Raw genomic sequence first — 26,069 nt, 5'->3', positions numbered from 1 at the left:
CCTTTATTCGCTTTTACAAGCTTTTTAATCCCTTTTTTTTGACCTTTTCTTAACTTTTTCTTTAACTAGCTGATATCACGTTTTTTGAAGATCAAAGTTTTTTCTTTATAACCCTACCCGCCTCCAAAGTATACCCATTCTTTCTCTAAAACGACTATTCCAACTGCAATACTAACACTTCGATTCCTTTTCTTTCTTTGCCAAATATTTCGAAATACAGCTATAGCTGCTCTTTTACCCGCTCTTCGTTTCGCTTTTCTAATTCATAGGGTGCTTTACCTCCATTATTGAAGTCTAAAATTAATCCAACTAATGGTTTTGTGCTATATAGATGGGATAGTGTGTTAAATTGTACTATTGCTTTTATATCCTATATATAAGGTATCATTATATACATCAAAACAACTAAAAGTTCTAAACTAAGAAAGCACGCGTTAGGGATAGTAGTGAAAAGCCCGCAAGAAAGTGGAGCGTAACGCAACTTTATGAGGACTTGTAGCGGATAGCCCGACTCCTTATATAAAAAGAGACTACTACACGCTATAGTAATTCCTCTTTTTATATATGGAGGAACGCTCAAATAATAGCTTAACGCCTTTAGTTTTCTACCTTTTATAGGGTCACGTTAGAAATTACGGATTTGTCTTGTAGCAAAATGTCACTATCACCGGCATATTGATCTTTTGATTTTATTAAAAGCCAGGTGTTTTAGTGTTTCGTTTTTAGTTTCACTAATATGAATTTGCTTTTGAGTTTTTTTTCATTAAGAATAAAACTGAGATGTCCTTTTTGTAAATCGGTTATTAGTTTGCATATCCAGTTTTACCATGCTCCGAGATTTATTTGCTTTAAACAGAATAGAAGTAATCCATTTAAACAACATAAATTTATTTAATGCATATTATTACAAACATTAATAAAAACTTATAAATAAAAAAACCCACCTTTGTAATTAGATAATTAATATATTCCCTCAGCTAAAAAAAGAATAATTAAGGATTTTAATGAGTGGGTTACAAAAAAATTGTTGACGGAATTGCAGTATGTCCTTTCGTGCTAAAAATTTGCGCTGTAATATTTTCCTTTTCTAATATTTTGAATTAGTAAACAAATACTAGAATTTTAGCGATGAAAACAGATGCCTATTGTATTCGCTTAACTTTTAACCAACCAAAAGTTGAGCGGTGCAATTCCTCTTCCACTGGATATTCCGGGGCAAACTGAACACCCTATTCCGGTTTAAACTGTACATGTGATTGCTGATGGCGATTTTATGGGTGTATCTCCCCGAATATTCCACCACCTGACTTGAACCGCCAAAAGGTTGCTTAGCAAATACCATGAATCCTGCCGGATTTGTTAGTATTCATTGCCATTTCCTAAAAGGATCACTTTATGTTTTGTGATGTTAAGAGCAATTTTCAACCCTTTTTACGGACTGTTTTATTTTAATAATCATAAGCGACTTTTACCAGAACGAATTTTAATTGTAGTTTAAATAACATATATTTACTCAATGATTAACAAAATACAGTTCGTTTAGAGGTTTTTATCCCGATCCTTCAGGAGAATTGACGTTATGTGTCAAGTATACCTAAAATCGGAGAAAAATAACGAATTATGACTGAACAATTTTCACAAAAGACACAAGAAGAATTAAAATCTTATGTTTATATTCTAATTGACCCAAGAGATAACAAAATATTCTATGTTGGAAAAGGTTATGGAAATCGTGTTTTTTCTCATATTAATGAAGCAATATTTAATCCAAGCGAAACTGAAAAATTAGAAATTATCAGAGTAATTAAAATAGAAAATTTAAAAGTAAAACACTTTATAATTAGACACGGATTAGAAGAAAATGAAGCTCTAATAGTTGAATCTGTTTTAATTGATTTTTTGACCTTTAGGGATTTTGCAGAAATTGCTAAAATTTCAAATATCGTCGCTAGACATAATTCATTTAACCAAGGAATTAAAACTGTTAATGAATGTGAAATACTTTACAATTGTGAAGAATTAAAAAAAGAAAATATTGAACATACAGTTTTAGTAATTAATATAAATAAAACATACGATAATAAACGAAAAAAGAAAAGTGAAAATCCAGTTTATGACAGACCCAATATTTACGAAGCAACTAGAGGTTGGTGGGTATTAGACAAAACAGAGCAGAAAATTCAGAGCTTGTTTTAGCCGAATATAAAGGTGTAATAAGAGCAATATTTAAACCTGAAAAATGGGTTCAAGATATTGAATATAGAGGCGCAAAAAGATGGGGATTTGAAGGTTCAGAAATTATTTCAAAAGAAATTCTTGATATATATGAATAAAATAGTGCCTAAAATTAGAGGAATGGCAAATCCTATTCGTTATTTTGAAAAAATATAATCGTAAAAAAAACCAGCCAATAACATTTAGCAAACTAGAACATTTAAAACAGCCGTTCTTATGAAGAAACTCGATTGATTTCTTTCCTAAAAGCAGCCTGTTATTTTTTATTAACTTTATTCTAGTCCTTATTATAGTATTCCTTTTGCCCTATAAACCTTTATTAACCTACATTAAAAAAAAAATGAAAAAATTCTCTTTATTATCCTTCATGATTCTTCTAACCATCAGCTGTGCTTCTCAAGAATCTAGCGTTGCTCGTGTTGATCCTACAAAATACATGAATACAATAACAGCTGACGAACTTAAAACGCACCTTTATATTGTTGCTTCAGACGAAATGGAAGGCCGTGAAACAGGATCTGCCGGACAAAAAAAAGCGGGGATGTACCTCATTGATCAATATAATAAAAATGCGGTTCCCTTTCCTACAGGCGCTTCCGACTATTACCAAAAAATTCCTGCCGCCTTCCTAAATGCAAAACGCAATGAAAACTTACCGGATTCTGAAAACATTTGGGCCTATATTGAGGGTTCTGAAAAACCAAATGAGGTCTTGGTCATTTCTGCCCATTACGACCACGTAGGGACAAAAAACGGAGAAATTTATAACGGCGCTGATGATGATGGTTCCGGAACTGTTGCTTTGTTAGAAATTGCACAAGCATTCCAAATAGCTAAAAAAGCAGGTCATGGTCCAAAACGCTCCATCCTATTTCTCCATGTTACCGGCGAAGAACATGGTCTACATGGCTCCCGATATTATTCTGAAAATCCTCTATTCCCATTAGCCAATACAATAACTAATATCAATATTGACATGATAGGCCGTCGCGATGATGCCCACGCCAGCAGCAATAATTACGTATACGTCATTGGTGCCAATCGATTATCAACTGATCTGGATAACATTTGTACCTTTGCAAATGCTAAATACACCAATCTTGTTTTGGATTACAAATTCAATGACCCAAAAGATCCAAATCATTTTTACGAACGTTCTGACCATTATAATTTTGCCAAAAACGGTGTGCCTTCTGTTTTCTTTTTTAATGGCGTCCATGCTGATTACCACAAACCTACTGATAGTCCGGACAAAATTGAATATGATGCCTTGACTAAAAGAGCCCAGTTTGCATTTGTAACCGCCTGGGAACTGGCAAACCGCGCCGAAAGACCTATGGTAGATAAAAAATAAAGTTAGCATTTGGGCACATCCACGCTTTCACTAGCGTTACAGCGTGGTCGGGCTATTCGTTACAATCTTTTATATCTTGTCAGGATTAAAAACCCTGACAAAATATAAAAGGATTTCCACTGCTATCCCTTGTGCAAACCCACAAGGAACGGATTGTCTCATTTATTAATTCATTTGCAGTCCAATAAAAAACTTCAAATTCTATCTAAATAATTTTACCGGACAACACTGTTTTTAAAAAATGTATATTTGACAACCTAAACTAAAAAAATGCAACTCGTTTTCGCTTCCAGCAATAAAAATAAAATTTTCGAATTACAAAGCATGCTTCCTAAAACCATAACCATTGTAAGTTTAGAAAGTATCGGTTGTCTTGAAGACATACCGGAAACAAGCGATACGATTGAAGGCAATGCCATTCAGAAAGCAAATTACATCACTGAAAAATATGGATGCGATTGTTTTGCAGACGATACTGGACTCGAAGTCCATTCCTTAAATGGAGCACCCGGCGTTTATTCTGCCAGATATGCAGGCGAGCAACGCAATGCAAATGATAATATGACTAAATTATTAGATGCCCTTTTGGATAAAGAGGATAGAAAAGCACAATTCAAAACAGTTATAGCACTAAATCTAAACGGGAAACAATATCTGTTTACCGGAATTGCTGGTGGTGAAATAACCTTAAAGAAAACTGGTAATCAAGGTTTTGGTTACGATCCGATCTTTCAACCTGATGGCTATCAGGAAACTTTTGCCGAATTATCATTAGATATAAAAAACAAAATAAGCCATAGAGGAAAAGCAACACAACAACTGATTCATTTTCTAAAGATGAATAAATAAACGATTCAATTGTACTATTTTTATAACAAAAACTTGAATTCCAAATAAAAATTTCACACTAAATACACCAAATCAAAACGATTAATTTTCAAACAAAACGATAACATTCTGATAATCAAATTATAATAAATTGTAAAATCTTAAAATAGCATTAGTTTATATGAATTATAAACAGTAATTTTGCACCCTATTTTAAAAATACATATGAATAAATTTGAACAATTAGGATTGAGTGAATCGTTACTGAAGGCGATTTTAGATCTAGGATTTGAAAATCCGACCGAAGTACAGGAGAAAGCGATTCCCCTATTATTGGAAAAAGACACAGATATGGTTGCGTTGGCTCAGACAGGGACAGGGAAAACGGCAGCATTTGGATTTCCAGTTATTCAGAAAATTGATGCCAACAACAGAAATACTCAAGCATTAATTTTATCTCCAACACGCGAACTTTGTTTGCAGATTACCAACGAAATTAAAAACTACTCTAAATACGAAAAAGGTATTAATGTGGTAGCAGTTTACGGTGGAGCTAGCATTACAGATCAAGCGAGAGACATAAAGAGAGGCGCGCAAATTATTGTAGCAACTCCAGGAAGAATGCAAGATATGATTAATAGAGGTTTGGTAAACATCTCTCAAATCAACTATTGTATTCTTGACGAAGCTGACGAAATGTTGAACATGGGTTTTTACGAAGATATCGTAAACATCCTTTCTACTACGCCAGACGAAAAAAGCACTTGGTTGTTTTCAGCTACAATGCCTGTCGAAGTAGCACGAATTGGAAAACAATTCATGAAAGACCCAATTGAAATTACAGTTGGAGCTAAAAATTCAGGTTCTGCTACAGTTTCTCACGAATTTTACCTTGTAAATGCTCGTGATCGTTACGAAGCTTTGAAACGTTTAGCCGATGCTAATCCAGATATTTTCTCAGTAGTATTTTGTCGTACCAAAAGAGATACGCAAGCTGTTGCTGAAAAATTAGTTGAAGACGGATACAGTGCTGCTGCATTGCACGGAGATTTATCTCAAGCGCAACGTGATGGTGTAATGAAATCTTTTAGAGGAAGACAAATCCAAATGCTTGTCGCTACTGATGTTGCTGCACGTGGAATTGATGTTGATAACATTACTCACGTAGTAAATTACCAATTACCAGACGAAATTGAAACTTACAATCACCGTTCAGGTCGTACTGGCCGTGCTGGTAAATTAGGAACTTCTATCGTAATCGTAACTAAAAGCGAATTGCGCAAGATTTCTTCAATTGAAAGAATCATCAAACAAAAATTCGAAGAAAAAACGATTCCTTCTGGAATTGAAATCTGCGAAATCCAATTATTACACTTAGCTAATAAAATTAAAGATGTAGAAGTTGATCACGAAATTGACAACTATCTTCCTGCAATTAACAGCGTTCTTGAAGATTTATCGAAAGAGGAATTAATCAAGAAAATGGTTTCGGTTGAATTTAACCGTTTTATCAATTATTACAAGAAAACTAGAGATATTTCTAATCAAGCTTCAGGTTCTGAAAGACGTGAGCGCGACGATAGAGATGGTGCTCCGAGAGAAAACAACAATGGTGGCGCAACACGATATTTTGTGAACATAGGTTCTAGAGATAACTTTGACTGGATGTCATTGAAAGATTACCTGAAAGAAACATTAGACTTAGGTCGTGATGACGTTTTCAAAGTAGATGTAAAAGAAGGATTCTCTTTCTTTAACACAGATCCGGAACATACCGATAAAGTAATGGAAGTATTGAACAATGTTCAATTAGAAGGACGTAGAATCAATGTTGAAATTTCTAAAAACGATGGTGGCGGAAGACGTGATCATAACGGAAGAAGTTCTGGCGGAAGTTTTGGCGGAGGTCGTTCTGGTGGCGAAAGAAGTTCAGCTCCAAGAAGAGAAGGTAGTTTTGCTCCAAGAAGAGAAGGTTCTGGTGGATTTAGAAGCGACAGAAATTCTGCTCCTAGAGAAGGTGGTTTCGGAGCAAGAAGAGAAGGCGGTTTTTCATCTGACAGACCTCGAACAGAAGGTTCTGACAGAGCACCAAGACGTTCTGAAAGCTTTGGTGACACACCAAGACCAAGAAGACCAAGAAGAGACTAACATTCATTGTTAATATTCTTATAATTATATACTGAAACTACAAAATATTTAATCCTGTTTTATTACTTTTAAAGTCTTAAATCAGTTTATGAAATATTTTGTAGTTTTCTTTTTTTTAGTACTATCTGTACCTGCTTTTGCGCAAGTTAAGAAACCTTCCCAGAAAGTTGATGGTGTCATCATCAGTAACACAACTAGAGAACCATTATCTAGTGTAAACATCATTAATATTAATAAAGTCAGAGGAGCGACAACCGATTCAAGAGGCCATTTTGAAATCGATGTACAACTAAATGACACACTTCACATTACCAGTCTCGGATTCCAATCGCTTCGTGTACGAGTTACTAATGACTGGATAAAAAATAAAAGCACCAAAATACAGCTAACAGAAAAAGCAATTGCTCTTGAAGAAATAGTTATAAGACCTTTTAATCTAACCGGATATCTTGAAGTAGATACTAAAATCATTCCTATCAGTGAAAATTACCGCTACAGTATTTCCGGATTAACACAAGGATACGAGGCAGGTGAATATTCCCCAAATGCATTTGGAAGAGTATTGGGCTCCATCTTTAATCCAGCAGATATGCTTTATAATTTCTTTGGTAACAACCCCAAAGAACTCAAGAAACTAAAAGAATTAAAAAAGGATGATACCGTTCGAAATCTTTTGGAATCAAAATTTGACAGAGAAACTATTGCGGTACTTTTAGGTATTGACAAAAATGAAATTCCTGAAATTTTGCAACGCTGCAACTACTCTGAATCGTTTATAAAAACAGCAAACGACCTACAAATCATGGATGCCATCAGTGGCTGTTATGAAGAATATAAAGTTTTAAAGATAAAATAAAACATACTCTTATATTGAAATTTTGCCATTTCCATAAATTAAATCATTCCTCAATTCTTAAAGAAATTGGGGCTTTTTTAAAGTAATATTTCAAACAAATCAAAAATATTATATACATTTACCTACATCAAGAATTAAAAACAAAACCTAAATACTCCTATTATGGCAAAAAGTCAAGACGCGAAGAAAACCGCAAAGAAAGAGCCTTTAAAAACGGCTAAAGAAAAGAAAGAAGAAAAAAGAGACAAGAAAAACACTCCCAAAAGAGACTAATTATTAGTGAGCAGTGAGCAGTTTTTAGTATTCAGTTACAAATAGACTGAATACTAAAAACTGATTACTGAACACTTTGTTTTATTTGACTGGAATAGTAGCTAAAATTTCCAAAACAAATTTCCAAAATTTCTGAGAAGAAGAAATACTAGCTCTTTCATCAGGGGAATGCGCTCCGTGAATGGTTGGCCCAAAGGAAATCATATCCATATCCGGATAATTTGTCCCTAGAATTCCACATTCTAATCCTGCGTGACACGCCACTACTTTTGGTTTTTCACCGTTTTGTTTTTCGTAGATTGGCACCAAAACATCCAAAATTTCAGATTCTGAATTTGGTGTCCAACCAGGATACGCACCTGAAAATTCTACTTCACAACCCATTAGTTCAAAAGCGGAACGCAGCGCATTGGCCAAATCAAATTTAGCCGTTTCAACAGAAGAACGTGTTAAACATTGTACTGAAAGTTGTCCATCACCTACAATTACTTTGGCAATATTATTCGATGTTTCTACTAAATCTGCAAAATCAGCACTCATGCTGTACACTCCGTTGTGCGCCGTATACATAGATCGTACAAAATAAAACTGAGCAATTGTAGGCATTACTCTAGCAGGAGCTGCCTCCATTTTTTCAAAAACAACTTCTAAATTTGGCTCTGTCGTTTTAAGTTCCGTTTTGATTTCGTTTACAATTTGCTGCATGTCAAAAACAAAAGCTTCATCATATACCTCAGCAATAATTACTTTAGCTTGACTTTCACGCGGAATTGCATTGCGTAAACTTCCTCCTTTTATTTCGGAGATTTGCAAACCAAAATTATCAAAACCATCAAATAACAATCGGTTCATGATTTTATTGGCATTGCCTAACCCTTTATGAATATCCATTCCGGAGTGACCGCCTTTCAGGCCTTTTACAGTAATTGTATACCCCACAGAACCTTCGGGAGTGGCCTCTTCATCATACTCTGCAGTGGCCGTCACATCAATTCCTCCTGCACAACCAATATCTATTTCATCATCTTCTTCCGTATCCATATTTAAAAGAATTTGACCTTGTAGAATACCTCCTTTTAAGTTCAGTGCTCCTGTCATTCCTGTTTCTTCGTCAATAGTAAACAAAGCTTCTATTGCAGGATGCTGAATATCAGTACTTTCTAAAATTGCCATAATCGCAGCAACTCCAAGACCGTTATCAGCACCAAGCGTTGTTCCTCGAGCACGAACCCAATCTCCATCAACATACATATCGATTCCTTGGGTATCAAAATCAAAAACAGTATCAGCATTTTTTTGGTGCACCATATCCAAATGTCCTTGAAGTACGATAGCTTTTCGGTTTTCCATACCAGCAGTTGCCGGTTTTCGGATAATTACGTTGCGAATTTCGTCTTCAAAAGTCTCTAATCCAAGGCTTTCGCCAAATTTTTTTATGAACGTAATCACACGATCTTCCTTTTTAGAAGGACGAGGCACGGCATTCAAATCGGCAAACTTGTTCCAAAGTGCTTTTGGTTCCAGACTTCTTATTTCTTGACTCATTTATTTGTGTTTGAGGTTTAACATTTACAAGTCCCAAAGTTACAAAGTTTAAATTCCTTACGGTAGTAATTGATATTGTAATTATATTTACATTTCCAAAATTCAACCATTGAAAACAAAATATTTCCTTTCCTCCTTTCTATTTATCCAAATACTACTTTTACAAATTATTTCCTTCTATCCGGAACAGGTAGAAGAATGGTATAGCAATGGTCTCTACCCGATACTTTCGTTGTTCTCGAGAACCATTCTGGGAGAAATTCCATTTTCCATAGGCGATTGTCTCTATTTCATAATTATTTTATTTGTTTTCAAATGGCTTTGGAACAAACGAAAAACATGGAAATCCAATTGGAAAGACACCCTTTTGAGTATACTGAGCTTTGTTTCGGTTTTTTACTTTTTGTTTCATGTACTTTGGGCACTGAATTATTACCGTGAACCGCTTTTTGAAAAAATGGAAATTCAAAAAGACTATTCAGATGCTGATTTGTTGGCTTTCACCAAAAAAATAATTGCCAAAACCAATGCCATTCAAAACCAACTCACAAAAAATGACAGCTTGAAAGTGGTATTTCCGTACTCTCAAGAACAGGTTTTTGAAATGAGTATGAATGGATATAAAAACCTGGAAGCGGAACATCCTTACTTCGCCTATTCAAAGCTAAGCACTAAAAAATCGCTAATTAGTTTGCCCTTGACCTACATGGGTTTTGGAGGCTATTTGAATCCGTTTACCAATGAAGCACAGGTTAATTACCTAGGTCCAATGTACAGTTTCCCCATGACTACTAATCATGAAATGGCACACCAAATAGGCTTTGCAAGCGAAAGTGAATGCAATTTTATTGGGTATTTAGCTTCGGTCAAAAATGATGATTTGTATATTCAATATTCGGGGTACAGCATGGCTTTGCGATATTGTTTAAGCAACTGGAAGGCCCGAGACGAGGTGGTTTTTAAACAATTATTAAACACTGTTCATCCCGGTATTATCAAAAACTACAAAGAAAGTGAGCATTTCTGGAAGCAATACGACACGATTATCGACAAAGGATTCCATGCTTTTTATGATCAATTCCTGAAAGCAAACCAGCAAAAAGACGGCATCGAGGGCTATAGTAAATTTATAAATTTGATGGTAAATTATTACAAGGAAAGAAGTTATGAGTTATAAATAAGACTTTAAAATTCATGATTTTCTATACTTCATCGCTGGTAAATGTCGTAAAACTTTTCTTTTTGTAGGGTCTGATAATCAAACGGCCTTCCCGATCAAAACGAATGTAGTTGTAGACCCAATTCAGGAATACGACGGCTTTATTTTTGAAACCAATCAGTGAAAACAAGTGGACAAACATCCAGACAAACCAGGCAAAAACACCGCTGAAATGGTATCCCGGCAAATCGACTACCGCTTTATTCCTTCCTATGGTTGCCATAGATCCTTTATCATTATATTCAAAAGCTTCCATGGGTTTATTTTCAATTAATTTTATTAAGTTTTCGCCCAATAATTTCCCTTGCTGCATCGCAGGTTGCGCCATCATGGGATGTCCTTGCGGATAGGTTTCGGATTCCATGGAAGCAATATCACCCACTGCAAAAATAGTATCATAACCAATCACTTGATTGAATTCATTGACCCGTATACGTTCTGCTTTTTCAACTAGTGCTGCTGCATCCAGTCCAGCAACAACCGCACCTTGAACGCCTGCTGTCCAAATCAGAGTGGCAGTTTCAAACGTTAAATTGGAATTTGTCGTTATAGTACGTCCATCATAATTAGTAACACGTACGTTTTTCCAGATTTTTACGCCTAAACTGACCAGAAATTTTTCGGCAGCTAAAGAGGATTCTTCGCTCATAGTATTCAGGATTCTATCCCCACTTTGAATGAGATTGATTTCCATTTTAGCAATATCAAGATCCGGATAATCTTTTTGGAGAATGGCTTTTTTCATTTCAGCTAAAGCACCTGATAGCTCTACTCCTGTTGGTCCTCCCCCAACCAGGACAAAATTGATGAGACTGTTTTGTTCGGCTGCATCTGTGGTTAAAACGGCTTGTTCGAAATTTTCAAGAATCAGGCTTCGAATATTGAGTGATTGCGGTATGGTTTTCATGGCCATACTGTTGCGCTCAATTTCCTTATTGCCAAAATAATTCGTTTTGGAACCCGTGGCAATCACGAGATAATCATAGCTTAATACTCCAATTTCAGCAATAATTTTTTTGTTTTCGGCATCAATTTCCTGAACATTGGTGAGTCTAAAATAAACATCATCGTATTCCTGAATGACTTTTCGAATGGGATAAGCAATAGAACCAGCTTCAAGACCGCCTGTAGCAACTTGATACAGCAGTGGTTGGAAAGTATGGTAATTGTGTTTATCTAAAAGGACAACCTGGACTTTTTTATTTTTGAGTTTTTTAGCTAACGCAATTCCGGCAAAGCCTCCGCCTATAATAACTATTCTGGGTAAAGGTGAGTTTGGGATGTTCATTTTTATTGAAATATTTTTTAAAGGTGCTAAAGAATCAAAGATACATCGTTTTAAAATGTGAATTGACAAAGTGAAGGGTGAGAAGTAAATGGTAAAGAGTCAAATTAAACATTTTCAAAATTGGATTTTATTCCGCAAGATCAGGATTTTATTTTTTTTTAAAGTCCGTCAGAAAACTAATCGTGTAATTGAGTTTTGATAAATGTGAAAAGGCTTTTCCTTTGTTTTACGAAAGAAAAGCGTGCAATAATATAGTAGAAAACGAACGAAACGAACTAAAAAAGCAGACAACTCCCCAAAATAAATGATTGCTTTTCATTCGTTTATAATCCGTTATGATTTTGTATTTACACCCATATAGCAACAAACCTTACTTATATATTGTGTGTATTTCTGCAATGCGCTATATTTGCATTCTTAAAATAATAAACAATGATTAAGATTACTTTGCCCGACGGGTCAGTTAAAGAGTTTGCTTCAGGGGTAACACCGATGGATGTTGCTAAAAGCATTAGTGAAGGATTTGCCAGAAATGTGATTTCGGCTTCTTTTGATGGTACAACTATTGAAACCACAACTCCTTTGACGACAGACGGCAGTCTTATCTTGTATACCTGGAATGACGAGGACGGAAAAAAAGCATTCTGGCACTCTACTTCGCATGTTATGGCACAGGTTCTGGAGGAAATGTACCCAGGAATCAAATTAACGCTCGGACCAGCAATATCTAATGGATTTTATTATGATGTGGATTTTGAAGATCAAAAAATAACGGACGCGGATTTTAAGAAAATTGAGGATCGTGTTCTTGAAATAGCAAGAGGAAAACATGAATTCAAGCTACGTCCTGTATCTAAAAAAGCCGCTTTAGAATTATACAAAGACAACGTTTATAAAACAGAAATGATAACCAATCTTGAGGACGGAACGATTACGTTTTGCGATCATGATACGTTTACTGACTTATGCCGCGGTGGTCATATTCCAAATACTGGAATCATCAAAGCGATGAAAATAATGAGTGTTGCCGGTGCCTACTGGCGCGGTGATGAAAAAAACAAACAGTTGACCCGGGTTTACGGAACTTCGTTTCCTAAACAAAAGGATCTTACGGAATACCTTTTATTACTAGAAGAGGCAAAGCGTCGCGACCATAGAAAACTAGGAAAGGAATTAGAGTTATTTGCTTTTTCACAAAAAGTTGGAGCAGGCTTACCGTTATGGTTGCCAAAAGGAGCTGCATTGAGAGATCGTTTAGAACAGTTTTTAAAAAAAGCACAGAAGAAAGCGGGTTATGAGCAAGTAATTACGCCACATATAGGTCAGAAGGAATTGTATGTCACTTCAGGACATTATGCTAAGTATGGTGCTGATAGTTTTCAACCTATAAGCACTCCTGCTGAAGGTGAAGAGTTTTTATTGAAACCGATGAACTGTCCCCATCACTGCGAAATTTATAATGTAAGACCATGGTCCTACAAAGATTTACCAAAACGTTATGCTGAATTTGGAACCGTTTACAGATACGAACAAAGTGGTGAATTGCACGGATTAACCCGTGTAAGAGGATTTACACAGGATGACGCCCATATTTTTTGTACACCGGAACAATTAGATGAAGAATTCAAGAAAGTAATTGACTTGGTATTGTATGTATTTGGTTCATTAGGATTCGAAAACTTTACCGCTCAGATTTCTTTGAGAGACAAAGAAAACAGAGATAAGTATATTGGTAGTGATGAAAATTGGGAAAAAGCAGAAAATGCGATTATTAATGCTGCTGCAGATAAAGGGCTGAACACCGTCGTTGAATATGGTGAAGCCGCTTTCTATGGTCCAAAATTGGATTTCATGGTAAAAGATGCTTTGGGAAGACAATGGCAATTAGGAACCATTCAAGTAGATTATAACCTGCCGGAACGTTTTGATTTGACCTACAAAGGATCTGACAATGAATTACACAGACCGGTGATGATTCACAGAGCTCCTTTTGGATCAATGGAACGCTTTATTGCTATTTTATTAGAACATACTGCAGGAAATTTCCCTCTTTGGTTAATGCCGGAACAAGCTATAATATTGTCTTTGAGCGAGAAATATGAAATATATGCGAAAAAAGTTTTAGATTTGCTAGAAAATCACGAAATTCGCGCCCTCATAGATAATAGAAACGAGACAATCGGGAAGAAAATCAGAGATGCCGAAATGCAAAAAACCCCGTTTATGTTGATCGTAGGCGAGGAAGAAGAGAGAAACGGAACCATCTCTATCCGTCGTCACGGACAAGAAGGAAAGGGAAATATCAGCGTTACAATAGACGAATTTGTTGCTATTGTAAATGAAGAGATCAATAAAACATTAAAAGTATTTACAGTTTAACTTAAATTATAAAGTCATAGCAATAAGAAGCAACAGAGGTTACCAACCTCGCGTAGAAAAAAAAGATGCACACAGAATAAACAGTCTTATTCGTGGTGTACAAGAAGTAAGACTTGTAGGAGAGAACATTGAGCCAGGAGTTTTTAAACTTTCGGAAGCTCTAAGATTAGCGGATCAATTTGAATTGGATCTTGTTGAGATTTCTCCAAATGCAGAACCACCGGTGTGCAAAATCATGGATTACAAGAAATTTGTTTACGAACAAAAGAAACGTGATAAGATCCTAAAAGCGAAATCTACACAAGTTGTTGTGAAAGAAATCCGTTTTGGCCCACAGACCGATGAGCATGATTATGAGTTTAAGAGAAAGAATGCAGAAAAATTCTTGAAAGAAGGAGCCAAATTGAAAGCATTCGTTTTCTTCAAAGGGCGTTCAATCATATACAAGGACCAAGGTCAAATCTTATTGTTGAGATTGGCAACAGATCTTGAAGAATTTGGAAAAGTAGAAGCCATGCCTGTTCTGGAAGGAAAGAGAATGATCATGTTCATCGCTCCTAAAAAGAAAAAGTAATATCCTCCCCTAACCCTTCCGAAGGAAGGGAACAAAAAAAGGAGAAACAAATATAACTTCTCGTCACCCTCCCCTTTGGGGAGGGCTGGGGAGAGGAAAAAATAAGTAAGTACGAATAAATTAAAACACTAGGAAAAAATGCCTAAAATGAAAACCAAATCTAGCGCCAAGAAACGTTTTAAAGTTACTGGTTCTGGAAAGATTAAAAGAAAGCATGCTTTTAAAAGTCACATTTTGACTAAAAAGTCTAAAAAACGTAAATTAGCATTGACACACTCTGCGCTAGTTCACAAAACAGATATGAAAAGCATCAAACAACAATTAAGAATTATTTAATAAGTCTTAAAGTTGCAAAGTCAAAGGTCTTAAAGCCTTTGGACATTCGACTTTAAAAACTTTTGACTAAATAGTCTTTAGGTTAAAACAATTTAAAATAACCTTGGAGTACGGCCATTAAGCGCTTTTGATTTAATTCAAGCCGCCTGCTACAAAAAACAATAAAAATTATGCCAAGATCGGTAAATTCAGTTGCTAAAAGAGCAAGAAGAAAAAAAATAATGAAGCAAGCCAAAGGTTTCTTTGGTAGACGTAAAAACGTTTGGACAGTTGCTAAGAATGCGGTAGAGAAAGCAATGTGCTACGCTTACCGTGACAGAAAAGTGAACAAAAGAAATTTCCGTGCATTATGGATTCAACGTATCAACGCTGGAGCTAGATTGGAAGGAATGTCTTATTCACAATTCATGGGTAAAGTAAAAGCTAACGGAATCGAATTGAACCGTAAAGTGCTTGCTGATTTAGCAATGAATCACCCAGAAGCTTTCAAAGCTGTACTTAATAAAGTAAAATAAACGTTTTATAACTCAATTTAGATTACTTACTTATATAAAAAACCCAATCCGAAAGATTGGGTTTTTTTGTTTACATACTGTTCAGCTTAACTGCTTCTACACCATCATTGCATTAAATTATACTTTTTGATAATGTACTTGGTAATAGGCTTTAGTGGTTTTCCCGTTACTGGGTGAAATCCTGCCATATTGAAAAGTTCTATCACTCCATCACGCTTACAATACCACACGATAGGTGTCTCTTTATTAAAGAATTGCAACGTACTACTACAATCTACTTTCTTTAATTTCATTACCTCCTCATCAATGGAACTACTAATTCCAAACTGTCCATTGTCTTTCAAGCAATCTACTGCTACATAATAATTCCCCTCCCATTTCATACAGTCCTTCTCTGGAAAAAAAATTCCTTTTACAGTATATCCCATAAAAAATAATGCCATCAAAATAGCAAGAATAATTCCTGATTTTCTCAAATGCGCATATTGAGAGATTCCTGCTAGAACATTATTAGTAGGGTTCACTAATTGAATACCAACATCGGTCATTCTCTTTTTTTGAAACGCTTTAACACTTTCTTGAGCATCTCTTTCGCTACTCTTACCATGGAGTAAATACGTATTATAAGGCCTTGGAATAAAATCTACCAAAATGGCTGCTAATTCTATTCTAGCCGCAGTATCAGAATCTTTCTGTCCTTTTAGAAAGGATATAATGGGTTTAAATTTTCCGAGATCAAAATTTTCAATTACCCGTCTCAAAGTATCCTCCGCTTTAGCATCAAAAAACATTTTAAATACATTTTCATCTGCATTGGACAGGCCATTACCCAATTTCATCAAGCATAGATTCCGCAATTGTGCAGGGGTTGGATTTAATAATATTCCCGACACTTCATCCATTTTAGATACTTGATATTCTGCTTTAATGGCACGTTTATACTCCTCAAAAGTAATTTTATTCATACTCCTATTTTGGTATTTATAAGCATTAGTCGGAAACTATCAGAATTACCGGAATTACCGGAATTCCTTTGAGAACAAACTGCACTATCCTCATTCCTTTGCTTAAGAATTCTTTGCTGTCTTGAATTGCAATCAAGACAAATGTACAAAACTAGTTCTTAAAAAAAGTGCTACAAAACAGCCTGGTCGGTCTATTCGGGAAGTATAGATGGTCCTACTCTGTTTTCAGCACACTTACTTCCCCAAAAAGCAAATCTTTTATGGTAGGCTAATCCTGATAACAATTCGATTTCGAAATCGGACTGACCAACCCATATTTAATTTTAATTCAAAAAAAAATGAAAAGAATACTACTAGTATCGTGTTTAATCATTGCCGGAATTGCAATGGTTTCCTGTACCAATGACGAAGTACAAACCACTCCAGATAACAAACAACAAGTATCCGCAGATGATACAGGAGGAGGTGCGAATGGACAAACTAAAATTCCTCCTCCAAAATAACAATACAAATATAGAATTAAATCCATATCTAAAATTAATTTATGTATTTTCGGGGAATGAAACTTAAAAAGTTGAATTCCCCGTTTTTAATTTCACTCATCCTTTTATTTACAGGATTTATATCTTGCAAAAAAGAAAGTAACATTGCAACACAAATCAAAAGCAACCCGCACTACCAACAGCATTTTTTACGTGCAGAAAAACATTTTGAAAACCAAGTTTATGATAGTGCTTTTTATTACTACAACGAATCAAAATTAGCTTGTAATGAAGGAACGGATACTGGAAAAATAATTTATTCCTTATTAAAAATGGCTGTAATTCAGCAAATACAAGGGGATTATTTGAGTAGTGAAACCACGGCTACTGAGGCTATTTCCTTATTCCAAAAAACAACAAATCGCTACTACAAATGTGCTGTATACAATATATTAGGTATTAATTACGAGCGACTTTATGACTATGACAATGCAATACTCTACTATAATAAAGCACTCAATCAAATCCCGGATGAATCACAAAAAACAATCCTTACAAATAATATTGCCGTAGCGTATATAGGCAAAAATGATTACAAAAGCGCACTGCAGCTTCTGTTGCCATTAACTCTCCATACAAACATTTCAAACGATGAGGAAAATAATGCCAGGGTTCTTGATAATTTGGGTTATTGCTATTTCAAAATGGGTGATTCAAGAAGTCTTCACTATCTGAATACCGCTTTAATCATTAGAAAAAAAATAAAAGATGACTTTGGAATTACAACCAGTTATCTTAATATTGCTGAGTTCTATAAAAAACCCAATCCTGGATTATCTTATAAATATGCACAATTAGCTTACGAAAAAGCAACAAAAATTAACAATGTTGATGACCGATTGAAATCAATCGCATTATTAATACGAAATAGCGTTGGGAAGGAAACAAAAAAATTTTCCATTCTTCACCTCCACATCAATGACAGCATCAATAAAGCCCGACAAAAAGCAAAAAATCAATTTGCAAAAATAAAATATGATTCTAAAAAAGATAAAGATGAAAATTTAGAACTAAAAACACAAAAAATAAAAAATGCACTTTTATTAGAAAAGCAAAAAAATAGAAATCTAATTTTATCCTTTGTTATCGTATTCACCTTAATAATAAGCATTTCCGCAGCAAATTTTCTTATGGCTAAAAACCGAAGAGAAAAGGTGAAAATTTCATATACCACTGAAATTCGAATTTCAAAAAAACTACATGATGAACTAGCTAACGATGTGTATCAAACCATGGCATTTGCAGAAACACAAGATTTATCCACCGCACAAAATAAAGAAGTTTTACTAACCAGCCTAGACACTATTTATTCCCGGACACGAAACATTTCCAGAGAAAACAGCACTATTGAAGCAGGAGCACTGTTTGAAACTAGTTTAAAAGAAATGATGTCCGGTTTTCAAACAAATGAAATCAATATATTAACCAATGGAATGGATACAATTCAGTGGAACGCTATAAACAGTACTAAAAAAATAACGCTTTACCGAGTGGTACAAGAGTTACTGGTCAACATGAAAAAGCACAGCCAATGCAGTTTAGTTGTATTAACTTTCAAAAAAAATAAAAATAAATTACAAGTCGATTACACTGATAATGGTATTGGAGCCACGCTTGAAGAATTAACTTCAAAAAATGGACTTCAAAATGTGGAAAACCGTATTCATGCCATAAAAGGAACCCTTAATTTTGACAGTAAATCCAACAAAGGGTTTAGAGTCCGTTTTATTTTTCCAATATAATCTAGTCCATATGTTCCATAAAGTTTTAGTTGCCGAAGATTTAGACACTATAAGCATCGCAATAATTCAAGCACTAAGAGAGCTTTCTATTTTAGAAATTCACCATGCCAAATACTGTGATGAAGCTTTCCTAAAAATAAAAAGAGCCCTTCATGACAAAGTTCCCTATGACTTGTTGATTAGTGATTTATCATTTAAACCCGATCACCGTCAGGATCGATTATCCTCTGGTGAGGAACTCATTGAAGCCGTAAAAAAAGAACAGCCTGAACTTAAAACCATTGTGTTTTCGATAGAAGACAAATCCTTTAGAATAAAATCACTGTATACTAATTTAGGAATAAATGCCTATGTATCAAAAGGAAGAGACAGTATTCCGGAACTCAAGAAAACGATACAAAATATTTATAATAATAAGAACCTTCATCCATCTGAGGAAGTACGCCATGCTTTAAGAAACAAATCCCTTTTTGAAATTGAAGCCTATGATATTTTACTTTTAAAATCTTTATCCAATGGATTAACCCTGGAGGATATTGCTTCGGAATTTAAAAATTCCGGAATTATTCCTAGTGGCACCAGTAGTCTTGAAAAACGCATCAATAGGCTTAAAATATATTTCAAAGCAAACAATAACGTACATCTTATAGCCATCACTAAAGATTTAGGATTAGTCTAATTCGCATTTCAGACTATTAAAAACTAAAAAAAATATTCCAATAACGTTATTACTGCAATTTAAAAGCATCAAAAACAATCAATTGCTAAGATCATTTACAGCGCTCCAAAGATTTTTGACACGGTGATTAAATCCTAAAACATAGCGGTAGAATTGATATGTTTTTTACGGTTGTACCAAAGATAAGTGATGACTAAAATTTAATGTCGTATTTTAATAAAGCACTGAATTTCTTTGCCACAGATTTCACAGATTAGCACAGATTAATTCGTTATGTAATTTTAAAAATCTTTTTAATCCTTACAATCTGTGGCAAAAACTCTTTTTAATAATTGCGACAATATATCTTTCTTGCTACTTAAGTATGCGATATTAGCTTAAATTCACTTCTTTTTTTGACCATTGTATTGGCAAATCATAGCCTGATTTTAATAAAAATGATGTCTTTACGGTTTCCCGTAAAAAATAGATTTCAAAAGTTGCTAGATTTGGTTTATAAAAAATCAAATGAAACAAATGCTCCAGTTTACAATAACCAATTTAGTATTCGCTCGATATTCCGAAGGAAGGATCTTGACAAAGGACAACTATCGGGAGTTCAAAAACCAAATGAAAAAACCCATCTTTTTTATACTGTCATTTTGCATCCTAACATCTTGCAAATCAGAACCAAAAAAACAACCTCAACACCGACAAATACTTCACAACCAAATACATCGAAAATATGATGACGATGTGTTAGTAGTACCAAAACAAACGGATACAGCTATAGACAAAAAAACAAATACGCAAACTGATTCGTTAAAAAGAAAAAATCAAATACCTCTTGCAAATCCAATACAAAGTCCAATTGGGATTGCTATACCTCAAGAAAAGCTAAAAAGCTCTTCAAGACAACGAAAAGGTAAAGTTATTTACACATCGGAACGTAAAAAAAAGAATCAATGGAAAAAATTATAATTATGAAATACATCCTGTTGTTTTCAATACAAATAGTTGTACTGAGTATCGGCGGATTATTGATATAGCGTATAAAATTCGGAAAAAACAATCCAAATGAGGAAAACCGTAAAGAAGTTATCTTTTACGGAAGTAATTTTGAAACCAATTAGCAACAAAATACTATGGAATTAACCATTCAACTAAAATCCCTAGCGGATAAAATCATTCAGTTAAAAGACAAAATCGAAACCGAAGAATCAACCAAACACGCATTTGTACTCCCATTTATCAACATGCTTGGCTATGATGCCTTCAATCCGCTGGAGGTAGTCCCTGAATTCACTGCCGATATTGGATTAAAAAAAGGAGAAAAGGTAGACTATGCTATTTTCCAGAGCGGTGAACCCATCCTAATTGTTGAATGCAAAAGCTGGAAAGAAAACCTTTCAGTGCACAGCTCACAACTATTTCGCTATTTTCATGTCACAAAAACTCGTTTTGCACTCTTAACTAATGGCATTCAATATCAATTTTATACCGATTTAGACGAGAAAAACAAAATGGACCAGAAGCCTTTTCTGGAGTTTGACATCATCAATCTCAAAGAAAATTCGATCATTGAAATTGCTAAATTCCATAAATCAAGTTTTAATGTAGATCACATTCTAAACAATGCGAGTGCTTTAAAATATACCAAAGAAATCAAAAAAGAGATTAATGACGAACTGGAAAATCCCTCGAATGATTTTATAAAACTCTTTGCTAATAAAGTATATGCTGGAAGACTTACGGAAAAAGTGATGGAAGAATTCAAAATGTTAGTTCAAAAAGCATTTAATCAATTTATCAACGAAAAAATTAATGACCGCTTGAATGCCGCACTAAATAAAGAAACAATAAAACAACAAGAAGAAAAAATGGAACCCGTTGAAGAAGCGAGCAAAGTGATTACGAGTGATGAAGAACTGGAAGCCTACCGAATTGTCGTGGCTATTCTAAGGCGTAAAATTCCTGTAAACAGAATCGTTCCTCGGGATACTCAATCCTACTTTGGGATTTTACTTGATGACAACAACCGCAAACCTTTATGCAGGTTGCATCTCAACGGAACTAAAAAATATCTTGGCCTTTTCAATGAAAACAAAATCGAAATAAAACATCACATTCAGTCAATTGATGACATTTATCAATTTGAAAAGGAATTATTGGAAACTGTTGGGGCTTATGAAGGGAAGTGATTTGCTTTGTAAAAGTATTTACAATACGAAATAAATCCTGTAATATGACCTTTAAACCTAAGTCATTAAAGTACCTGTTGCACCATAAATTCTAAAAGTTGACAAGAATATTTAATTATAATTAAACAAATGATTTTTAATAACAATTTCAGAAAAATAACGGTAACTGAAAACGGAATAATATTGACTTATAAAACACAAAAAATATTATTTTGTGAGTTAGATAAGACTCACGTTAAAGTAAATAAAATGACGCCGGTTTATACATTTATAATTATTTTGGCATTACTATCCTTGGGTTTTCTTTCCTATTTATACCTGCAAATAGACCTAATCTTACTGATTACTTTTTTTCTGATTGTATTTATTTTTTTAAAAATGAATGAACACAAAAGCTATAGCATAAAAATCCGTTTGAAAAATGGTGAAATTATAGAAGAAAAAATATTGGCAAAATTAAAACTGGAGACTATCAACAGTATCAATGAAGTCCAAAAAGGGATTTACAACTATAAAATAAATAACAAAAAGAATTAGCTTTAGTTCCTAACTATGGTCATTTGATTGTTTATACCAAACTTTAAAAAAAATTATATGAATCTCAAAAAAAATCAAATATTAAAATTGTAATTATCTTTCAAGACTACCCGTTATTTGTACCATACTGCCTCTAGTACATACAATTATTATTATTTCAAAAAAGGAGAATCCTATAACAAGTCTAAGTAATGAAATTTCTCCTTTGTCGATATAACCAAAATAAAATACATCAGAAAACAATATTAAACAATCCATAAGACTCGAAAAATTCCTCAAATTCCATTTAATTATCATACGTTTGAGCTACTCTAATTCTATCCGTAAAAAGTGATACTAATATTCTCCTAATTAAATGAAACCCCTATTTTCCTTACTGTTCCTCTTCCTAGCCACTTTTGCTTTCGCTCAAACCAAAATCCTTTCCTGGAACATAGCCAATTTTGGAAAATCGAAATCCGAAGAAACCATTACTTATATTGCAAAAACGCTGAAAGATTACGACATAATTGCCATTCAGGAAGTGGTTGCCGGATATGGAGGCGCACAGGCAGTAGCACGATTAACAGATGAACTCAACCGAAAAGGAGCTAAATGGGAGTATGTGATCAGTGACCCCACCAGCAGCAGTGCCTATAAAACCGAAAGATATGCCTTCATTTGGAAAACGAGCAAAGTAAAGAAAATAGGAAAAGCTTGGCTCGAAAAAAAATACCATCTAGAGATTGAGAGAGAGCCTTATTATTGCACTTTTCAATATGAAAACAAACAATTCACGCTGGTGAATTTTCATGCTATTACTAAAAAAAAGCAACCCGAAACCGAGATTAAATATTTCAAATTTTTACCTGATGAATATCCCACCTTGAATTTAATTTTTGCAGGAGACTTCAACTGTCCGCAATCACATTCGGTTTTCAATTCGTTGAAAAAAATGGGATTTCAATCTATTTTAGTAAACCAAAAAACCTCGTTGAAACAAGAATGCAAAAAAGAGATTTGTCTCGCTTCTGAATTTGATAATATGTATTACAAAACTTCTAAAACTACACTTCTAAATTCCGGTATTATTCCTTTTTATAAAAATTTTAGCACACAAAAAGAAGCTCGAAAAATATCCGATCACGTTCCTATTTGGTTTGAATTTTCTTTGAATTGATATCCACACCGCATTAAGTGATGTTGTGACTAATGCAATTGATATTGTTCAGGAATATTTAGACAAGGAAAATGAAGATGGAAGCGTTTAATCATTTATCTTTTACATCACAAAAGCTACCGTAACAGGTGGCTTTTTTTTTGATTTTAAATTATTTGGAGCTATTCCTGCTGTTCGTTTTATCCACGCTAAAAAGCGTGGTATACCAATACCATCAGGGCTAAAAAAACCAATCGGTACTGATTGTATTTTTCATACTAAGTAATAACCATGGTATAATGTCTAATTTTAAAATCAAGATAAAATTACATAACAATCTTATTTAAAGCTGTTTTACTTAAAGTTAATTCTTTTGACTTTACGACTTTTAAACTTTCTACTTACTTATGTCTTTAATTTTTTCTTTTTAGCTGCAGGGAACAACACATTGTTCAAAATCAAACGGTATCCGGGTGAATTTGCATGCAAGTCCAAAACTGTAGGGGGATCGCCTACCTGATGCTGAAAATCCTCCGGATCATGACCCCCATAAAAAGTGAACATCCCTTTCCCCTTCTGCCCATGAATATAACGGGCTTCGCCATTAAGTTCACCTGTCCCCATGACTAAAACATTCGATTTTACAAGTACCGCATCAAATGATGTTGTTTGTCCCATAAATCCTTTGACAAGTTGTGTGTGATTTTGACACAACATAGTGGGAATAGGATCCCATTTTGCCGAAAATTCCATTAAGGTAAAATAATCTTTTTCCATAGGAATTCTTCGTTTAGAGGTCATATCAATATCAGAGAACTCATATTGTTCAGGTCTTCGCTCTAAGATAAAATCTTTGAAAGCAAAAGAATTACTATAATTCATCTTCGATTGGTAATTGCCTTCACTCACATCCCCATCAAACATAGCTTCGCAAATATCTACTCCATCCGCTGCAAGAGCAATATCAAAACTATCTGTTGCGGAGCACATTGCAAACATAAACCCACCTCCTATTACAAAGTCCCTAATCTTTTTAGCCACAGCTCCCTTTTCGTCAGATACTTTTGAAAACCCTAATTTTGTCGCCAGTATTTCAGCTTCTTTCTTTTGTTCAATATACCAAGGTACATTTTTATACGCTCCGTAAAACTTACCGTATTGCCCGGTAAAATCTTCGTGATGCAAGTGCAACCAGTCATAAAGCAACAATTGGTCTCCCAACACTTCCTGATCATATATAGCTGTAAAAGGAATTTCAGCATAGGTCAAGACCAGCGTCACTGCATCATCCCACGGTTGTTTCCCTTTTGGTGTATACACTGCAATCTTTGGTGCTTTCTCTAAAATAACGGATTCCATATTCTGGGACGGACTGGAGATTTCATTTAAGAGTATCACTTCTTCCTCATCAGAGATTATTTCAAAACTCACTCCTCTAATCTGGCACTCTTTGCGTATTTCCTGCGCATCAGGCACTAAAAAAGAACCGCCACGGTAGTTGAGTAGCCAGCTGACTTTGTGATTTTTTTCCAAACACCAAAACGTAATTCCATACGCCTTCAAGTGATTTTGTTGCGTGGTTTCATCCATTGGCAACAAAATAAAAGAAGCTTTTACGGAAATTGATAGTAGAAAAATCAGAATATATATAAATCGCTTGTACATCATTGTATTGCCTTTTTATATTTCAAAGATAGAAAGGAAGCCGTTCAAATGAGAATAATTTAACTTTAAAATGAATGCACCAATCTAATTTAAATAAAACCACGTAAAAACACCTAAAGCCAGACGAATTAGTATCTATAAATTTGTAACTATAACCTAATCTACATTAAATGAAAAATTTAGTACTAAATTCAAAGGAAAACAATAACCATTTTAATTTTAAAACTATTTTTAAAAAAATTGGATTTTCTTTGTTAGTAGGACTTATTGTTGTTTTTTACACTTTATGTTTTAATTATTTTCTTCTGTAATGCTAAATCGAGACCAAAAAACACCACAACCAATTGTTTCAAAAAATTATTATGCCGCGTTATCAGAAGAAATCCTATCAACTGCAAAATTAGGAAAAGATACGACTTCCCTCAGAAGACAACTTTATTATATCAGACATACAAAAATCGAAAAGAGTCTGGACACTGATGCTTTAAAAAAAACTTTTTGGATTAATATCTATAATGCTTTTTATCTCATTATTCTAAACGAAACAAAACAAGACGACACTATGTATCGTCTTAAAAGGATAAAGATTGCACGTTCCATATTCTCGTTAAATGATATTGAACATGGTATTTTAAGAAAAAATAAATTCAAAATAGGATTAGGATATGTAACCAATCCATTTTATTCTGGTTTTATAAAAACCTTAGCCGTCAGTAAACTAGACTACCGAATTCACTTTGCGTTAAGAGCTACAAATTTAAATCCTGATCCGTTTGATTATTTTAATTGTGATGAAATTGAATCACAGCTTGCTACTGTCACCACTGATTTTATCAAATTTGAAACTGAATTTGACCATGAATCAAAAAAAATGATCGTATCGCAATTTCTGTTTACCTATTTACGGGATTTTGGCGGAATACAATCCATAAAAAAAATGCTGAAAACTATTTTTAAAAAAGATTTCAAAGGATATTCGTTAAAGTTCAAGCCGTATAACAGAATCGAAAAAAAGCACCCTATTTCTTAGTCCATTGGCATTTGTTAAAGGAATCCCTTATCTTAAAACCT

The 26,069-nt window shown here is 34.3% G+C and carries 23 protein-coding genes and 1 pseudogene; 19 read left to right on the top strand and 5 right to left on the bottom strand.

All coding sequences use genetic code 11. From position 1 onward, the window contains the following. Positions 1 to 1,255 precede the first annotated feature (1,255 nt). Positions 1,256 to 1,345, bottom strand: a pseudogene (locus tag EKL97_RS04810) (transposase); the annotation flags it as partial. Positions 1,346 to 1,620: 275 nt separating this feature from the next. Here EKL97_RS04810 and EKL97_RS04805 point away from each other — a divergent pair. The 6 genes from EKL97_RS04805 (at position 1,621) to EKL97_RS04785 (ending at position 7,421) form a co-directional block, all read left to right on the top strand. Then, positions 1,621 to 2,196, top strand: coding sequence for a GIY-YIG nuclease family protein (locus EKL97_RS04805; protein ID WP_231507368.1), 576 nt, complete (start codon positions 1,621 to 1,623; stop codon positions 2,194 to 2,196). Then, the gene (locus tag EKL97_RS15780; protein ID WP_233588549.1) at positions 2,151 to 2,333 is read left to right on the top strand and encodes a hypothetical protein; all 183 of its coding nucleotides are present in this window, start codon (positions 2,151 to 2,153) and stop codon (positions 2,331 to 2,333) included. Before EKL97_RS04805 ends, EKL97_RS15780 begins: the two co-directional genes overlap by 46 nt. Positions 2,334 to 2,575: 242 nt before the next feature. After that, on the top strand, positions 2,576 to 3,589 hold the full coding sequence (locus EKL97_RS04800; protein ID WP_126460895.1) for a M28 family metallopeptidase: 1,014 nt from the start codon (positions 2,576 to 2,578) through the stop codon (positions 3,587 to 3,589). 270 nt (positions 3,590 to 3,859) lie between these two features. Beyond that, positions 3,860 to 4,438 (top strand): non-canonical purine NTP diphosphatase, encoded by a 579-nt coding sequence (locus tag EKL97_RS04795; protein ID WP_126568297.1) that lies wholly within the window; start codon positions 3,860 to 3,862, stop codon positions 4,436 to 4,438. Between the two features lie 204 nt (positions 4,439 to 4,642). Then, positions 4,643 to 6,565, top strand: a complete 1,923-nt coding sequence (locus EKL97_RS04790; protein ID WP_126568295.1) for a DEAD/DEAH box helicase — start codon at positions 4,643 to 4,645, stop codon at positions 6,563 to 6,565. A gap of 88 nt (positions 6,566 to 6,653) precedes the next feature. Continuing rightward, positions 6,654 to 7,421, top strand: a complete 768-nt coding sequence (locus EKL97_RS04785; RefSeq protein ID WP_126460905.1) for a carboxypeptidase-like regulatory domain-containing protein — start codon at positions 6,654 to 6,656, stop codon at positions 7,419 to 7,421. A 354-nt stretch (positions 7,422 to 7,775) separates the two neighbouring features. On the opposite strand, the gene EKL97_RS04775 is transcribed toward EKL97_RS04785, so the two are convergent. After that, positions 7,776 to 9,239 carry an aminoacyl-histidine dipeptidase gene (locus EKL97_RS04775; protein WP_126561881.1) on the bottom strand — a complete coding sequence of 488 codons (1,464 nt, stop codon included), beginning with the start codon at positions 9,237 to 9,239 and terminating at the stop codon, positions 7,776 to 7,778. Positions 9,240 to 9,348: 109 nt separating this feature from the next. On the opposite strand from EKL97_RS04775, the gene EKL97_RS04770 reads away from it, so the two are divergent. Further along, a complete protein-coding gene (locus tag EKL97_RS04770; protein ID WP_126561880.1) occupies positions 9,349 to 10,416 on the top strand; it encodes a DUF3810 domain-containing protein in 1,068 nt (355 codons plus the stop codon). 25 nt (positions 10,417 to 10,441) lie between these two features. Here the strand turns inward: EKL97_RS04770 and EKL97_RS04765 are convergent, their stop codons facing one another. Continuing rightward, complete coding sequence (locus EKL97_RS04765) at positions 10,442 to 11,746, bottom strand: NAD(P)/FAD-dependent oxidoreductase (RefSeq protein ID WP_126555653.1); 1,305 nt, start codon at positions 11,744 to 11,746, stop codon at positions 10,442 to 10,444. Positions 11,747 to 12,178: 432 nt separating this feature from the next. On the opposite strand from EKL97_RS04765, the gene thrS reads away from it, so the two are divergent. The 4 genes from thrS (at position 12,179) to rplT (ending at position 15,550) form a co-directional block, all read left to right on the top strand. Then, the gene (thrS, locus tag EKL97_RS04760; RefSeq protein ID WP_126568293.1) at positions 12,179 to 14,125 is read left to right on the top strand and encodes a threonine--tRNA ligase; all 1,947 of its coding nucleotides are present in this window, start codon (positions 12,179 to 12,181) and stop codon (positions 14,123 to 14,125) included. Positions 14,126 to 14,141: 16 nt separating this feature from the next. Continuing rightward, on the top strand, positions 14,142 to 14,699 hold the full coding sequence (gene infC / locus EKL97_RS04755) for a translation initiation factor IF-3 (RefSeq protein WP_370273076.1): 558 nt from the start codon (positions 14,142 to 14,144) through the stop codon (positions 14,697 to 14,699). A 138-nt stretch (positions 14,700 to 14,837) separates the two neighbouring features. Continuing rightward, the gene (gene rpmI / locus EKL97_RS04750; protein WP_022827375.1) at positions 14,838 to 15,035 is read left to right on the top strand and encodes a 50S ribosomal protein L35; all 198 of its coding nucleotides are present in this window, start codon (positions 14,838 to 14,840) and stop codon (positions 15,033 to 15,035) included. A gap of 170 nt (positions 15,036 to 15,205) precedes the next feature. Beyond that, positions 15,206 to 15,550: a 50S ribosomal protein L20 gene (gene rplT / locus EKL97_RS04745; RefSeq protein WP_035633036.1), complete on the top strand. Its 345-nt coding sequence runs from the start codon at positions 15,206 to 15,208 to the stop codon at positions 15,548 to 15,550. A 104-nt stretch (positions 15,551 to 15,654) separates the two neighbouring features. Here rplT and EKL97_RS04740 read toward each other — a convergent pair whose 3' ends face one another. After that, positions 15,655 to 16,515 (bottom strand): hypothetical protein, encoded by an 861-nt coding sequence (locus EKL97_RS04740; RefSeq protein ID WP_126460920.1) that lies wholly within the window; start codon positions 16,513 to 16,515, stop codon positions 15,655 to 15,657. Positions 16,516 to 16,853: 338 nt separating this feature from the next. On the opposite strand from EKL97_RS04740, the gene EKL97_RS15540 reads away from it, so the two are divergent. The 7 genes from EKL97_RS15540 (at position 16,854) to EKL97_RS04710 (ending at position 23,354) form a co-directional block, all read left to right on the top strand. Further along, a complete protein-coding gene (locus EKL97_RS15540; protein ID WP_156063249.1) occupies positions 16,854 to 17,018 on the top strand; it encodes a hypothetical protein in 165 nt (54 codons plus the stop codon). Between the two features lie 56 nt (positions 17,019 to 17,074). Next, positions 17,075 to 18,799 (top strand): tetratricopeptide repeat protein, encoded by a 1,725-nt coding sequence (locus EKL97_RS04735; protein WP_158614914.1) that lies wholly within the window; start codon positions 17,075 to 17,077, stop codon positions 18,797 to 18,799. Positions 18,800 to 18,809: 10 nt separating this feature from the next. Beyond that, positions 18,810 to 19,478, top strand: a complete 669-nt coding sequence (locus EKL97_RS04730; protein WP_126460926.1) for a response regulator transcription factor — start codon at positions 18,810 to 18,812, stop codon at positions 19,476 to 19,478. Positions 19,479 to 20,087: 609 nt separating this feature from the next. Continuing rightward, positions 20,088 to 20,438 (top strand): hypothetical protein, encoded by a 351-nt coding sequence (locus EKL97_RS04725; protein WP_126568290.1) that lies wholly within the window; start codon positions 20,088 to 20,090, stop codon positions 20,436 to 20,438. Positions 20,439 to 20,602: 164 nt separating this feature from the next. Continuing rightward, positions 20,603 to 21,658: a type I restriction endonuclease gene (locus EKL97_RS04720; protein ID WP_126564390.1), complete on the top strand. Its 1,056-nt coding sequence runs from the start codon at positions 20,603 to 20,605 to the stop codon at positions 21,656 to 21,658. A 129-nt stretch (positions 21,659 to 21,787) separates the two neighbouring features. After that, positions 21,788 to 22,195, top strand: coding sequence for a hypothetical protein (locus tag EKL97_RS04715; protein WP_126568288.1), 408 nt, complete (start codon positions 21,788 to 21,790; stop codon positions 22,193 to 22,195). A gap of 355 nt (positions 22,196 to 22,550) precedes the next feature. After that, positions 22,551 to 23,354, top strand: a complete 804-nt coding sequence (locus EKL97_RS04710) for an endonuclease/exonuclease/phosphatase family protein (protein ID WP_126568287.1) — start codon at positions 22,551 to 22,553, stop codon at positions 23,352 to 23,354. Positions 23,355 to 23,738: 384 nt separating this feature from the next. On the opposite strand, the gene EKL97_RS04705 is transcribed toward EKL97_RS04710, so the two are convergent. After that, a complete protein-coding gene (locus EKL97_RS04705; RefSeq protein WP_126568308.1) occupies positions 23,739 to 24,998 on the bottom strand; it encodes an asparagine synthetase B in 1,260 nt (419 codons plus the stop codon). 310 nt (positions 24,999 to 25,308) lie between these two features. On the opposite strand from EKL97_RS04705, the gene EKL97_RS04700 reads away from it, so the two are divergent. After that, the gene (locus EKL97_RS04700; RefSeq protein ID WP_126568285.1) at positions 25,309 to 26,028 is read left to right on the top strand and encodes a DUF547 domain-containing protein; all 720 of its coding nucleotides are present in this window, start codon (positions 25,309 to 25,311) and stop codon (positions 26,026 to 26,028) included. The last annotated feature ends 41 nt before the right edge of the window (positions 26,029 to 26,069 follow it).

It is taken from the genome of Flavobacterium sp. LS1P28, assembly GCF_003970335.1.
Taxonomy (GTDB): Bacteria; Bacteroidota; Bacteroidia; order Flavobacteriales; family Flavobacteriaceae; genus Flavobacterium.
The sequence above is the reverse complement of the archived record's forward strand: the minus strand, read 5'-3'. Positions and strand labels throughout refer to the sequence as shown.

Excerpts from the sequence above, each read along its gene's own strand:
- EKL97_RS04715 (WP_126568288.1), top strand. The coding sequence starts at position 21,788 with ATGATTTTTAATAACAATTTCAGAAAAATAACGGTAACTGAAAACGGA.
- EKL97_RS04805 (WP_231507368.1), top strand. The coding sequence starts at position 1,621 with ATGACTGAACAATTTTCACAAAAGACACAAGAAGAATTAAAATCTTAT.
- EKL97_RS04720 (WP_126564390.1), top strand. The coding sequence starts at position 20,603 with ATGGAATTAACCATTCAACTAAAATCCCTAGCGGATAAAATCATTCAG.
- rpmI (WP_022827375.1), top strand. The coding sequence starts at position 14,838 with ATGCCTAAAATGAAAACCAAATCTAGCGCCAAGAAACGTTTTAAAGTT.
- EKL97_RS04800 (WP_126460895.1), top strand. The coding sequence starts at position 2,576 with ATGAAAAAATTCTCTTTATTATCCTTCATGATTCTTCTAACCATCAGC.
- EKL97_RS04795 (WP_126568297.1), top strand. The coding sequence starts at position 3,860 with ATGCAACTCGTTTTCGCTTCCAGCAATAAAAATAAAATTTTCGAATTA.
- EKL97_RS04705 (WP_126568308.1), bottom strand. The coding sequence starts at position 24,998 with ATGTACAAGCGATTTATATATATTCTGATTTTTCTACTATCAATTTCC.
- EKL97_RS04785 (WP_126460905.1), top strand. The coding sequence starts at position 6,654 with ATGAAATATTTTGTAGTTTTCTTTTTTTTAGTACTATCTGTACCTGCT.
- EKL97_RS15540 (WP_156063249.1), top strand. The coding sequence starts at position 16,854 with ATGAAAAGAATACTACTAGTATCGTGTTTAATCATTGCCGGAATTGCA.
- thrS (WP_126568293.1), top strand. The coding sequence starts at position 12,179 with ATGATTAAGATTACTTTGCCCGACGGGTCAGTTAAAGAGTTTGCTTCA.
- EKL97_RS04700 (WP_126568285.1), top strand. The coding sequence starts at position 25,309 with ATGCTAAATCGAGACCAAAAAACACCACAACCAATTGTTTCAAAAAAT.
- rplT (WP_035633036.1), top strand. The coding sequence starts at position 15,206 with ATGCCAAGATCGGTAAATTCAGTTGCTAAAAGAGCAAGAAGAAAAAAA.
- EKL97_RS04790 (WP_126568295.1), top strand. The coding sequence starts at position 4,643 with ATGAATAAATTTGAACAATTAGGATTGAGTGAATCGTTACTGAAGGCG.
- EKL97_RS04765 (WP_126555653.1), bottom strand. The coding sequence starts at position 11,746 with ATGAACATCCCAAACTCACCTTTACCCAGAATAGTTATTATAGGCGGA.
- EKL97_RS04710 (WP_126568287.1), top strand. The coding sequence starts at position 22,551 with ATGAAACCCCTATTTTCCTTACTGTTCCTCTTCCTAGCCACTTTTGCT.
- EKL97_RS04725 (WP_126568290.1), top strand. The coding sequence starts at position 20,088 with ATGAAAAAACCCATCTTTTTTATACTGTCATTTTGCATCCTAACATCT.
- EKL97_RS04735 (WP_158614914.1), top strand. The coding sequence starts at position 17,075 with ATGAAACTTAAAAAGTTGAATTCCCCGTTTTTAATTTCACTCATCCTT.
- EKL97_RS04730 (WP_126460926.1), top strand. The coding sequence starts at position 18,810 with ATGTTCCATAAAGTTTTAGTTGCCGAAGATTTAGACACTATAAGCATC.
- EKL97_RS04775 (WP_126561881.1), bottom strand. The coding sequence starts at position 9,239 with ATGAGTCAAGAAATAAGAAGTCTGGAACCAAAAGCACTTTGGAACAAG.
- EKL97_RS04740 (WP_126460920.1), bottom strand. The coding sequence starts at position 16,515 with ATGAATAAAATTACTTTTGAGGAGTATAAACGTGCCATTAAAGCAGAA.